The following is a 12,272-nucleotide window of genomic DNA, read 5'->3' on the forward strand; positions in this document are numbered from 1 at the left end:
AATATTCCTTCGTACGCAAGCCCCAACCTTGCGGGGCGTAGCGAGCGGGATGCAGGGCTAGGCGCGGGTGTCGGGGAACCTGAACGTAGCAGCGCTACGTGAGGATTCCCCGATCGAGCCCCGCAACGACGCCATGCACCCGCGCAGTAGCCCTAATCTCAGATGTCGAACAGCAGGCGGGCCGGATCTTCCAGCGCTTCCTTCATCGTGACCAGGCCCAGCACGGCCTCGCGGCCGTCGATGATGCGGTGGTCATAGGACATCGCCAGATAGTTGATCGGACGCACCACCACCTGACCGTTCTCGACCACGGCACGGTCCTTGGTCGCGTGCACGCCCAGGATGGCCGATTGCGGCGGGTTGATGATGGGGGTCGACAGCATCGAGCCGAAGGTACCGCCGTTGGAGATCGAGAAGGTGCCGCCCGACAGTTCCTCGATCGACAGCTTGCCGTCCTTGGCCTTCTGGCCGAAGGAGGCGATGGTCTTCTCGATATCGGCGAAGCTCAGCTGGTCGGCATTGCGGATGATGGGCACCACGAGGCCACGCGGCGAACCGACGGCGATGCCGATGTCGAAGTAGCCGTGGTAGACGATGTCGTTGCCGTCCACCGAGGCGTTCAGCACCGGGTACTTCTTCAGCGCGGCGACCGCGGCCTTGACGAAGAAGCTCATGAAGCCCAGCTTGACGCCATGCTCCTTCTCGAACTTCTCCTGGAACTTCTTGCGCATCTCCATCACCGGCGCCATGTTCACCTCGTTGAAGGTGGTCAGGATGGCGTTGGTGGACTGCGACTGCAGCAGGCGCTCGGCGACGCGGGCGCGCAGGCGGGTCATCGGCACGCGCTGCTCGGGGCGCTCACCCAGGTTCTGCACCGCGGGCGCGGCGACGGCCGGCAGGGGCTTGGCCACGGCCGGAGCGGCCGGCACGGCGATCGCAGCGGCGGCGGCAGGCTTGGCCGAGGCGGCCAGCGCGTCGCCCTTGGTGACGCGGCCATCCTTGCCGGAGCCGGCGACGTCGGTCGCGGCCAGGCCCTTCTCGGCCAGGATCTTGGCGGCGGCGGGCATCGCCACATCGCCCTTGGAGCCACCGGTGGCGGCAGCGGGCGCAGCGGCGGCAGCGGCCGGCGCGGCCTCGGCCACGGCCTTGACTTCCAGCGGGCTGACCTGGGCGGAGGCCTCGGTGTCGATCTTGGCGATCAGTTCCTCGCTGACGACGGTCTCGCCGTCGTTCTTCAGGATCTGGGCCATCACGCCGGCGGCCGGCGCGGGCACTTCCAGCACGACCTTGTCGGTCTCGATCTCGATCAGGGTCTCGTCGATCGCGACGGCCTCGCCGGGCTTCTTCTTCCAGGAGATCAGCGTGCCTTCGGAAACGGACTCGGAAAACTGCGGAACCTTGACTTCTACGATTGCCATGATGTGAATTCTTTCTGTTCTGAACGCAAGAGGCCCCGTGCCGCTTGGGCAGTACGGGGCCTTTCTTCGCTGCTTTACTTGGTCAGGATGAAGCCCTTGAGCTTGGCGAAAGCCTGCTCCAGCAGGGCCTTCTGCTGGTCCTGGTGCAGATGGGCATAGCCGACGGCCGGCGAGGCCGAGGCCGGACGGCCGGCATAGCCGAGCTTCTGGCCTTCCACCATGTTCTCGTGGATGTAGTGCTGGACGAAGAACCAGGCACCCTGGTTCTGCGGCTCGTCCTGGCACCAGACGATGTCGCTCAGGTTCGGGTACTTCTTGATCTCGGCGGCGAAGGCCTTGTGCGGGAAGGGATAGAGCTGCTCGACGCGGATGATGGCCACGTCCTTCTTGTCGCCGCGCGCCTTCACCAGGTCGTAGTACACCTTGCCCGAGCAGGCGACGATGCGCTTGACCTTGTCGGCCACGATGCTGTCGTCGCGTTCGCTGATCACGGTCTTGAATTCGCCCTTGGTGAATTCGCTGATCGGCGATGTCGCGTCCTTGTTACGCAGCAGGGACTTCGGGGTCATGATGACCAGCGGCTTGCGGAACATGCGCAGCTGCTGACGACGCAGCAGGTGGAAGATCTGCGAGGCCGTCGTCGGCTGCACCACCTGCATATTGTTGTCGGCGGCCAGCTGCATGAAGCGCTCCAGGCGCGCCGAGCTGTGCTCGGGGCCTTGGCCCTCGTAGCCATGCGGCAGCATCAGGGTCAGGCCGTTGGAGCGGCCCCACTTGACCTCGCCGGAGGCGATGAACTGGTCGATCACCACCTGCGCGCCGTTGACGAAGTCGCCGAACTGGGCTTCCCAGATCGTCAGGGTCATCGGGTCGGCCGAGGCGTAGCCGTACTCGAAGCCCAGCACCGCCTCTTCGGACAGGATGGAGTCGATCACGACGAAGGGCGCCTGGCCCTCGGCGACGTTCTGCAGCGGGATGTAGGTGCCTTCGTCGAACTTCTCGCGGTTCTGGTCGTGCAGCACGGCATGACGGTGCACGAAGGTGCCGCGGCCGCAGTCCTCGCCCGACAGGCGCACCGGGTAGCCGCTGGCCACCAGCGAGGCGAAGGCCATGTGCTCGCCCATGCCCCAGTCGACATTGATGTCGCCGCGGCCCATCGCGGCGCGGTCGGCGATCACCTTCTCGACCAGCGGGTGGGCCTTGAAGTTCGACGGGATTGTGGTGATCTTCTCGGCCAGGCGCTTGAATTCGGCCACCGGCAGCGCGGTGTCGCAGCTGTCGGTCCACTTCTTGCCGAGATACGGCGACCAGTCGGTCGCGTACTTGCTCTTGAAGTTGGTCAGCACCGGGTCCACCGTGTGGCGGCCCTCGTCCATCGCGGCGCGGAAGGCCTTGAACACCTCGTCCGGACCGTCGGCCGCCAGCACACCCTGGGCGACCAGCTTCTCGCCATAGAGCTTGCGAGTACCGGGATGCTGGGCGATCTTCTTGTACATCAGCGGCTGGGTCAGGGCCGGCGTGTCTTGCTCGTTGTGGCCCAGCTTGCGGAAGCAGACGATGTCGACGACGACGTCCTTCTTGAATTGCTGACGGTATTCCAGCGCCCATTGGGTGCACAGCACCACGGCTTCCGGATCGTCGCCGTTCACGTGCAGCACCGGGGCCTCGATCATCTTGACGACGTCGGAGCAGTACAGGGTCGAGCGGGTGTCGCGCGGATCGGAGGTGGTGAAGCCGATCTGGTTGTTGATCACCAGATGCACCGTGCCGCCGGTGTAGTAGCCGCGGGTCTGGGCCAGTGCCAGGGTTTCCATCACGACGCCCTGGCCGGCGAAGGCCGCATCGCCGTGCACCAGCACCGGCAGCACCTGGGCGCCGACCGGGTCGCCGCGGCGGTCCATGCGCGCCTTGACCGAGCCCTCGACCACCGGGTTGACGATTTCCAGGTGCGAGGGATTGAATGCCAGCGACAGATGCACCGGGCCGCCGGGGCTGGTCACGTCGCTGGAGAAGCCCTGGTGGTACTTGACGTCACCGGCCGGCAGGTCTTCCGGCGCGGTGTGCTCGAACTCGGCGAACAGGTCCTTGGGCATCTTGCCCAGCGTGTTCACGAGCACGTTCAGGCGGCCGCGGTGGGCCATGCCGATCACGATCTCCTGCACGCCCATCAGGCCGCCGCGCTGCACCAGCTCGTCCATCGAGGCGATGAAGCTCTCGCCGCCTTCCAGCGAGAAGCGCTTCTGGCCGACGTACTTGGTATGCAGATAGCGTTCCAGTCCTTCGGCGGCGGTCAGGCGGCCGAGGATGTGCTTCTTCTTCTCGGCATCGAAGCTGGGCTTGGAACGCACCGACTCCAGACGTTCCTGCCACCAGCGCTTCTCGACCTGGTCGGTGATGTGCATGTATTCCGCACCGATCGAGCCGCAGTAGGTCTCGCGCAAGGCCTGCACGATCTCGCGCAGGGTCATCTGCTCGGCCTTGGAGAAATAGGTGTTCGTGGCGCTGAACGAGATGTCCATGTCGGACTCGCTCAGGTCGTAGAAGGCCGGCTCCAGCTCGGGAATGCGCGGGCGCTCGGTGCGCTTGAGCGGATCCAGATCGGCCCAGCGCGAGCCGACATTACGGTAGGCCGCGATCAGCGACTGCACATGGACCTGCTTGCGGGCCACGGCCAGGTCTGCGCCGGAGGCCTTGTTGCCGAAGGCATTGGCCTTGGCACGCTGGGCGAAAGACTCGATCACGGGCGCATGGGCCACGTCGCGGGCCTCGCTGCCGTCGGTGGCCGGCACATGCTGGAGCGCGTCGAAATAGGCGCGCCAGTTGTCGGGCACGGAACCCGGGTTGTCGAGGTAGGCCTCGTACATCTCTTCGACGTAGGGCGCATTGCCCCCGAACAGGTACGAGTTCGACCTGTATTGCTGCATCATCTTTCGCTCACCTTCTGCCCCGGTTTCCAAGGCTGTTGGCTGGTAAATACACCTTCCGCGACACGGCTCGACCGGTTGGCGGATTGCGACCCGCCTTGACTGTTGCCAGAAAAGGGGACGGGAAGGACCGAGAAAAGTCTCGGGGCGGACTGTAGCATCGCTGGCTTACCCTAGGTAGCCACTTAAGCTTTGTCAGCATCGCGCATGATTCCTTGCGCACATCGCCCTCATGTGCGCTGGCGCACCATCGAAGCGGGGTCCCTCCCGCGGGCGCCCTGCCTCACCATATTGCGGGCGTCGGCAGTCTGCAAACGTTTGCGAATCTGCCACCCTTGCCCTAGACTTCGTCTTGCACGCCCCAGCCCCGCGATTGAATGGCTGACCGGCGTCGGGACGATTCAGGAGAGTTCCCATGCAAGTCAAAGTCGTTGACTACAAGGCCGCGGACGCGGCCGAGCAGTTCACCCGCTCGTTGCACGAAACCGGCTTCGGCGTGCTCGTCAACCATCCCCTTCGGCAGGCCCTGGTGGAGAAGATCTATGCCGACTGGCTGGCCTTCTTCAACGGGCAGGAAAAGCAGCAATACGCGTTCTCGAAGGAGACGCAGGACGGCTACTTCTCCACCGAGATCTCGGAGACCGCCAAGGGCTTCACCCAGAAGGACATCAAGGAGTATTTCCACATCTACCCCTGGGGCCGCATCCCGGCGCAGCTCAGGGCCGATGCGATGAGCTATTACGAGCAGGCTAACGGCCTGGCGCAGGAGCTGCTGTCCTGGGTGGAGCGGCACACGCCGGCCGAGATCGCGCAGAACTATCGCGAGCCGCTGTCCCGCATGATCCAGGACAGCCGCCTGACCCTGTTGCGCGTGCTGCGCTACCCGCCGCTGACCGGCCGAGAGCCGGCCGGCTCGCTGCGCGCCGCGCCGCATGGTGACATCAACCTGCTGACCATCCTGCCGGCGGCCAACGAGCCCGGCCTGCAGGTGCAGGCCAAGGACGGTAGCTGGGTGGATGTGCCGAGCGATTTCGGCATGCTGATCATCAACATCGGCGACATGCTGCAGGAGGCCAGCCAGGGCTATTACCCCTCGACCCAGCACCGCGTGATCAACCCCAGCGGCGAGGGCGCCACCAAGAGCCGCATCTCGCTGCCGCTGTTCCTGCATCCGCGCGAGGAGGTGGTGCTGTCGGACCGCTACACGGCCCACAGCTATCTGGAAGAGCGGCTGCGCGAGCTGGGCGTCAAGAAGTAGCCGGCTCCGCCGTCGAATCAAGGCCGGCCGCGTGCCGGCTTTTTGCTGGATGGGTTCGGGCCGGACTGTCCTACAGTGGGACATATGCGCGAGCATCAGGTCCTGATCCACATCCACCCCGAGGCCCCGGCCAAGCCGGCCTGGGGAGCGCCCTGCAACGGCTGCGGCGTCTGCTGCCTGGTCGAGCCCTGCCCGCTGGGCATGGTGATCAGCCGCAAGCGCCGCGGCCGCTGCGATGCGCTGCAATGGGCCGATGCGGCCGATGCGGCCGACGGGGCCGAGGCCGGCGGCGGCCGCTATGTCTGCGGCATGCTCGCCGCGCCGCTGGCCGTGCTGGGCTGGCGGGGCCGCCTGGCGCGGGCTCTCGCCCCCGGGATTTCGCGCCTGGCGCGGCGCTGGATCTCGGCCGGCCGCGGCTGCGACGCCAGTATCGAGATCGCGCCGTCGTCCGCCCCCTAGCCCCGGGCAAGCCATTAGTTCCAGCCCCGGTCGGCGCGACTAGGATGAATCTTTTCCTCTACGCCTTCATGGAGTAAGCAGAAGATGAATCGCAACAAGTTCAAGCTGGCCGCGCTCTCGCTGTCCCTGGGTTTGCTCGCCGCCACCGGCGCACAGGCCGTGCCGCTGCGCTGGGCCGCCCAGAACGACATCCTGACCATGGACCCGCATTCGCAGAACCATGCGACGACCAATGCGATCATGATGCACGCCTATGAAGGCCTGACCCGCTACAACACCAAGTACGAGGTCGAGCCGGCACTGGCCACCAAGTGGACCTTCATCTCGCCCACCCAGGTGCGCTTCGAGCTGCGCAAGGGCGTCAAGTTCCATGACGGCACGCCCTTCAGCGCCGACGACGTGGTGTTCTCCTTCGGCCGCATCAAGCAGCCGCAGGGCACGATGCAGATCTATGTGACCGGCATCAAGGAGGCCAAGAAGATCGACGAGCACACGGTCGACCTGATCCTGGAGGCGCCGAACCCGATCCTGCTGCGCAACATCGTCGACTTCCGCATCATGAGCAAGGCCTGGGCGGAAAAGAACAAGACCACGACGACGCAGGACTACAAGGCCAAGGAAGACAACTACGCCTCGCGCAATGTGATGGGCACCGGCCCCTACAAGATCACCGGCTGGCAGCCCGACCAGAAGATCTCGATGCTGCAGAACGCCGACTGGTGGGACAAGGCCCGCGCCAGCAACATCACCGAGGTCAGCTACCTGCCGATCAAGTCCGACCCGACCCGCGTGGCCGCCCTGCTCTCCGGCGACGTGGATCTGCTGACCGACCTGCCCACGCAGGACGTGGCCAAGCTCAAGTCCGACCCCAAGCTCAAGGTCGTCGAAGGCCCCGAGGTGCGCACCATCTTCATGGCGCTGGACCAGGGCAGCGACGAGCTGAAGGGCTCCAACGTCAAGGGCAAGAACCCCTTCAAGGACAAGAAGGTGCGCGAGGCCCTGAACCTGGCGGTGGACCGCGAGGCGATCAAGCGCACCATCATGCGCGGCCTCTCGATCCCGGCCGGCATCATGGTGGCGCCCGGCGTCAACGGCAACACGCCCGACATCGACCTGCCGCTGAAGGTCGATGTCGAGAAGGCCAAGAAGCTGATGGCCGAGGCCGGCTACCCCGACGGCTTCGAGATCCAGATGAACTGCCCGAACAACCGCTATGTCAACGACGAGGAGGTCTGCCAGGCGGTCGTCGCGATGTGGGCCAAGATCGGCGTCAAGGGCCGCCTCGTGGCCACGCCGATGGCCCAGCACAGCGTGACCTTCCAGAAGTTCGACACCTCGCTCTACATGCTGGGCTGGGGCGTGGCCACCTATGACGCGCAGTACGCGCTGCAGTCGCTGGTGCGCACCAAGACCACCGGCGCGGACGGCAACTTCAACTTCTCCAAGGTCAGCGACGCCAAGATCGACCAGTTGGTCGATGCGATGAAGACCGAGGTCGACATCCCCAAGCGCAACGCGATGATCCGCGAGGCTCTGCTGCGCACGCGCGACGAATACCTGTTCGTGCCGCTGCACCACCAGATGCGCCCCTGGGCGATGCGCGCCAACGTGGCGACCGAGCACCGCTCGGACGACCGTCCGGAGGCCCGCTTCACCAACATCAAGTGACGCGCTCCCGCGCGTGACGACAAGGCCGCCCTCGGGCGGCCTTTTCTTTTTATGCCAGGCGGTTCTTGTGGATGCGCCCGCCCTGCATGATCAGGCCGATGCCCCGCTCCGGCTCGGCCAGCATCGCCAGCCCCTGGCGCGGGTCGCCCTCGATCAGCAGCAGGTCGGCCCAGGCGCCCGGCCGGATCTGGCCCAGTTGCGACTCCTGGCGCATCAGCCGCGCCGCGGTGAAGGTGGCGCTCTGCAGGATCTCCAGCGGGCCCAGCGCCGGCGCGCGCAGCGCGAACTCGCGCGCCTGGCGCGGCTGCATATGGCCCAGCAGATCGGTGCCGAAGACGATGGGCACGCCCTCGGCCCTGGCCAGGCGGATCGCCTCGATGCCGCGTGTCTGCACGCGCGCCAGCTTGGCCAGCATCTCGTCCGACCAGCCCAGCCGCGCGCCCTCCTCGGCCAGCGCCTCGTAGGTGGCCAGCGTCGGCACCAGGAAGGCGCCGGCGTCTCTCATCGCCCGCGCCGCGTCCTCGTCCAGCAGATTGCCATGCTCGATCGAGCGCACGCCGGCTCGCACCGCGCGCATGATCGAGCGCGGCGAATAGGCATGGGCCATCGCATAGAGATTGGCGGCTTCGGCCTCCTCGCAGATCGCCGTCAGCTCGGCGATAGAGAACTGCGTGCCATCGATCGGGTCGGTCGGGCTGGCCACGCCGCCGCCGGCCATGATCTTGATCTGGTTGGCGCCGTTGCGCACCTGCTCGCGCGTCGCGCGCCGCACCTCGGCGTCGCCATCGGCGATCGCGCCGGGCAGGCCCAGGCCGGCGCAGGTGCAGAACATCTCGCGCGTGCCCTTGGGCCGCGCATCGGCATGGCCGCCGGTCTGCGTGATCGGCTGGCCGGCGATGAACAGGCGCGGCCCGACGAAAAGGCCGCGCGCCAGCGCCTCCTGCAGGCCGAAGTCGGCGCCGCCGGCATCGCGCACCGTGGTGAAGCCGCGCATCAGCAGCGCCTCCAGCACCGGCTTGCTGTGCGCGGTGATCAGCGAGGGCGGCATGCTGCTGAGCTTGAGCACGTCGTGCGTCACCGCCATCACATGCACATGGGCATCGATCAGACCCGGCAGCAGCACGCGGCCGCCGGCGTCGACGCGTTCGGCAGCCTCGTCCACCTGCAGCGGCTGCTGGCTGACCGCGGCGATGCGATCGCCCTCGATCACGACCGTGGTGCGCGGGCGCAGTTCCAGCGTCGGGCTGTCGAACAGGGTGGCGTTGTGGATGACGGTACGCGACTCGCTCATGCTTCCTCCGTGGCGGCCCATGCTAGGGCCGCGAGGCCCATAAAAAAGCGGGGTTAGCCCCCGCTCTGTTCGCCCCTCGGCATCGCTCAGAGCGCCAGCCGCTGGCGCGCCGCGCGGTACTCGCGCGCCAGGCGCTCGACCAGCACGCGCGCCGGCACCACCTCGCGCACCGCGCCAATGCCCTGGCCGCTGCCCCAGATGTCCTTCCAGGCCTTCTTGGCGCCGGCGCCACCGAAGTCCATCGTGCTGACATCGCCCTCGGGCAGCTTGTCCGGGTCCATGCCGGCCGCGACGATCGAACCCTTCAGGTAGTTGCCGTGCACGCCGGTAAAGAGATTGCTGTAGACGATGTCGTCGCTGTTGGAGGCCACGATCATCTGCTTGTAGGCATCGGTGGCGCGGGCCTCCTCCGTCGCGATGAAGGCCGAGCCGATATAGGCGAAGTCGGCGCCCATGGCCTGGGCGGCCAGCACCGCATCGCCGGTGGCCATGGCCCCCGACAGCGCCACCGGGCCGTCGAACCATTCGCGGATCTCGTGAATCAGCGCGAAGGGGCTCTTCACACCCGCGTGGCCGCCGGCGCCGGCCGCCACCGCGATCAGGCCGTCCGCACCCTTCTCGATCGCCTTCCTGGCGAACTTGTTGTTGATGATGTCGTGCAGCACCACGCCGCCCCAGGCATGCACGGCCGCATTCACATCCTCGCGCGCGCCCAGCGAGGTGATGATGATCGGCACCTTGTACTTGGCGCACAGGGCCATGTCGTGCTCGAGCCGGTCATTGCTCTTGTGCACGATCTGGTTGATCGCGAAGGGCGCGGCCGGCCTGTCCGGGTTGGCCTTGTTATGAGCCGCCAGGGTTTCGGTGATCTCGGCCAGCCACTCGTCCAGCTGTTCGGCCGGACGGGCGTTCAGCGCGGGCATCGAGCCGACCACGCCGGCCTTGCACTGCTCGATCACCAGCTTGGGATTGCTGATGATGAACAAGGGCGAGCCGATGATGGGCAGGGGCAGGTTCTGCAGGACGGGAGGCAGGGTCACAAGAGTCTCCGTTCGTGGTCGTGAAATTCAGAAGGCATCCAGGGCCAGCGCGGTGACGCTGTCGGCGCCGTCGACGATGGCGTCGCGCAGGCCGCCGGCGCGGCTCAGGATGTGCTCGGCGTAAAAGCGTGCGGTGGCGATCTTGGCCATCATGAAGGCCGCATCCTCGCCGGCCGCTGCCCTGTCCTCGGCCACCAGCAGCGAACGCGCCAGCTGCCAGCCGGCCACCAGGTTGCCGGCCAGCATCAGATAGGGCACCGAGCCGGCATAGGCCGCGTTCGGATTGCTCTTGCCCTGGCCGGCGATGAAGTCCACCACCTCCAGATAGGCCTCGCGGGCGACCTTCAGGCGCTTCAGCACCGCCTTGGCGGCGGCGCTGTCGCGTGCGCTGAGCAGGCCTTCCGTCTGCTCGACCTGGCCGGCCACGGCGCGCGCCAGCTGGCCGCCGTCGCGCGTGGTCTTGCGGCCCACCAGGTCGTTGGCCTGGATCGCGGTCGTGCCTTCGTAGATGGTCAGGATCTTGGCGTCGCGGTAGTACTGGGCCGCGCCGGTTTCCTCGATGAAGCCCATGCCGCCATGCACCTGCACGCCCAGGTCGGTGACCTCCAGGCTCATCTCGGTGCTGTAGCCCTTGACCAGGGGCACCATGAACTCGTAGAAGGCCTGGTTCTGCCGGCGCAGGTCGGCGTCGGGATGGTGGTGGGCCGCGTCATAGGCCGCCGCGGCGACGATGGACATCGCGCGACTCCCTTCGGTCAGCGCCCGCATCGTCATCAGCATACGGCGCACATCGGGGTGGTGGATGATGGGCGCACTGCCCTTGACCGAACCGTCCACCGGGCGCGATTGCACGCGCTCGCGCGCATAGGCCACGGCCTTCTGGTAGGCCGCCTCGGCCACCGCGATGCCCTGCACGCCGACACCGAAGCGCGCGGCGTTCATCATGATGAACATGTACTCGAGGCCGCGGTTCTCCTCGCCCACCAGGGTGCCGATCGCGCCACCATGGTCGCCAAACTGCAGCACGGCCGTGGGGCTGGCCTTGATGCCCAGCTTGTGCTCGATCGAGACGCAATGCGCGTCGTTGCGCGCGCCCAGCGTGCCATCGGCATTGACCAGGAACTTCGGCACGACGAACAGGCTGATGCCCTTGACGCCCTCCGGTGCGCCGGCCACGCGGGCCAGCACCAGATGGACGATGTTCTCGGCCATGTCGTGCTCGCCCCAGGTGATGAAGATCTTGGTGCCGAAGATCTTGTAGGTCCCGTCGCCTTGGCGGTCGGCGCGGGTGCGCACCAGGGCCAGGTCCGAGCCGGCCTGCGGCTCGGTGAGGTTCATCGTACCGGTCCAGCTGCCGTCGATCAGCTTGGGCAGATAGACCGCCTTCTGCTCATCGCTGCCCGCGGTCAGCAGGGCCTCGATCGCGCCGTCGGTCAAAAGCGGGCACAGCGCGAAGCTCAGGTTGGCGCTGTTGATCATCTCGCCGCAGGCCGCGCCGATGGTCTTGGGCAGGCCCTGGCCGCCGAACTCGGCCGGATGCTGCAGGCCCTGCCAGCCGCCTTCGGCGAACTGGCGGAAGGCCTCCTTGAAGCCCGGGGTCGAGAAGACCTGACCGTCCTTCCAGTACGAGGGATTGCGATCGCCCTCCACGTTCAGCGGCGCGATCACGTCTTCGGTGAGCTTGGCGCATTCATCCAGTACCGCCCGGGCGGTCTCGACCCCATAGTCGGCGAAGGCGGGCACCTGCTCGGTCAGGGTCTGCAGGCCGACGAGTTCCTGCATGTCGAACAGCATGTCTTTGACGGGGGCTCGGTAGCTCATGATGTCTTGTCTCCAGATACAACAAGGGCGCCGCGACCGGTCTCAGTCGGGCGCCCTCTTTTTCGTGGCGTGGGGTGCGCCCGCTTACAGGGCCTTGATCAGTTCAGGCACGGCGGTGAACAGATCGGCCTCCAGGCCGTAGTCGGCCACCGAGAAGATCGGCGCCTCGGGATCCTTGTTGATCGCCACGATCACCTTGGAGTCCTTCATGCCGGCCAGATGCTGGATCGCACCCGAGATGCCCGCGGCGATATAGAGCTGCGGCGCGACGATCTTGCCGGTCTGGCCGACCTGCCAGTCGTTGGGCGCGTAGCCGGCGTCCACCGCGGCGCGCGAGGCACCGAGCGCCGCGCCCAGCTTGTCGGCCAGCGGCGTCAGCACCTCGTTGAACTT

The 12,272-nt window shown here is 66.6% G+C and carries 9 protein-coding genes; 3 read left to right on the forward strand and 6 right to left on the reverse strand.

Annotated features, from left to right (window positions below):
* Positions 1–158 precede the first annotated feature (158 nt).
* Together odhB and AC07OQ_RS14165 are read right to left on the reverse strand one after the other, a co-directional pair.
* Entirely contained in the window at positions 159–1,418 is a 1,260-nt protein-coding gene (odhB, locus tag AC07OQ_RS14160; RefSeq protein ID WP_495053765.1) for a 2-oxoglutarate dehydrogenase complex dihydrolipoyllysine-residue succinyltransferase, read from the reverse strand.
* Positions 1,419–1,492: 74 nt separating this feature from the next.
* Positions 1,493–4,345 carry a 2-oxoglutarate dehydrogenase E1 component gene (locus AC07OQ_RS14165; protein ID WP_495053766.1) on the reverse strand — a complete coding sequence of 951 codons (2,853 nt, stop codon included), beginning with the start codon at positions 4,343–4,345 and terminating at the stop codon, positions 1,493–1,495.
* Positions 4,346–4,757: 412 nt separating this feature from the next.
* On the opposite strand from AC07OQ_RS14165, the gene AC07OQ_RS14170 reads away from it, so the two are divergent.
* From AC07OQ_RS14170 to AC07OQ_RS14180, 3 genes are all read left to right on the forward strand, one after another.
* Positions 4,758–5,600 carry an isopenicillin N synthase family dioxygenase gene (locus tag AC07OQ_RS14170; protein ID WP_495053767.1) on the forward strand — a complete coding sequence of 281 codons (843 nt, stop codon included), beginning with the start codon at positions 4,758–4,760 and terminating at the stop codon, positions 5,598–5,600.
* An 84-nt stretch (positions 5,601–5,684) separates the two neighbouring features.
* On the forward strand, positions 5,685–6,059 hold the full coding sequence (locus AC07OQ_RS14175; RefSeq protein WP_495053768.1) for a hypothetical protein: 375 nt from the start codon (positions 5,685–5,687) through the stop codon (positions 6,057–6,059).
* Between the two features lie 84 nt (positions 6,060–6,143).
* Complete coding sequence (locus AC07OQ_RS14180) at positions 6,144–7,727, forward strand: ABC transporter substrate-binding protein (protein ID WP_495053769.1); 1,584 nt, start codon at positions 6,144–6,146, stop codon at positions 7,725–7,727.
* A gap of 49 nt (positions 7,728–7,776) precedes the next feature.
* On the opposite strand, the gene AC07OQ_RS14185 is transcribed toward AC07OQ_RS14180, so the two are convergent.
* The 4 genes from AC07OQ_RS14185 to AC07OQ_RS14200 all read right to left on the reverse strand — a co-directional run.
* A complete protein-coding gene (locus tag AC07OQ_RS14185; RefSeq protein ID WP_495053770.1) occupies positions 7,777–9,018 on the reverse strand; it encodes a metal-dependent hydrolase family protein in 1,242 nt (413 codons plus the stop codon).
* An 86-nt stretch (positions 9,019–9,104) separates the two neighbouring features.
* The gene (locus AC07OQ_RS14190) at positions 9,105–10,058 is read right to left on the reverse strand and encodes an NAD(P)H-dependent flavin oxidoreductase (RefSeq protein WP_495053771.1); all 954 of its coding nucleotides are present in this window, start codon (positions 10,056–10,058) and stop codon (positions 9,105–9,107) included.
* Between the two features lie 27 nt (positions 10,059–10,085).
* Positions 10,086–11,879: an acyl-CoA dehydrogenase gene (locus tag AC07OQ_RS14195; protein ID WP_495053772.1), complete on the reverse strand. Its 1,794-nt coding sequence runs from the start codon at positions 11,877–11,879 to the stop codon at positions 10,086–10,088.
* A gap of 84 nt (positions 11,880–11,963) precedes the next feature.
* Positions 11,964–12,272 (reverse strand): electron transfer flavoprotein subunit alpha/FixB family protein (locus AC07OQ_RS14200; protein ID WP_495053773.1); only part of this gene is annotated, 309 nt, incomplete at its 5' end.

Source organism: Roseateles sp. GW821-FHT09B06 (genome assembly GCF_059418245.1).

Coding starts and splice junctions, on each gene's coding strand:
- AC07OQ_RS14170 (WP_495053767.1), top strand. CDS start 4,758: ATGCAAGTCAAAGTCGTTGACTACAAGGCCGCGGACGCGGCCGAGCAG.
- AC07OQ_RS14185 (WP_495053770.1), bottom strand. CDS start 9,018: ATGAGCGAGTCGCGTACCGTCATCCACAACGCCACCCTGTTCGACAGC.
- AC07OQ_RS14165 (WP_495053766.1), bottom strand. CDS start 4,345: ATGATGCAGCAATACAGGTCGAACTCGTACCTGTTCGGGGGCAATGCG.
- AC07OQ_RS14175 (WP_495053768.1), top strand. CDS start 5,685: ATGCGCGAGCATCAGGTCCTGATCCACATCCACCCCGAGGCCCCGGCC.
- AC07OQ_RS14195 (WP_495053772.1), bottom strand. CDS start 11,879: ATGAGCTACCGAGCCCCCGTCAAAGACATGCTGTTCGACATGCAGGAA.
- odhB (WP_495053765.1), bottom strand. CDS start 1,418: ATGGCAATCGTAGAAGTCAAGGTTCCGCAGTTTTCCGAGTCCGTTTCC.
- AC07OQ_RS14180 (WP_495053769.1), top strand. CDS start 6,144: ATGAATCGCAACAAGTTCAAGCTGGCCGCGCTCTCGCTGTCCCTGGGT.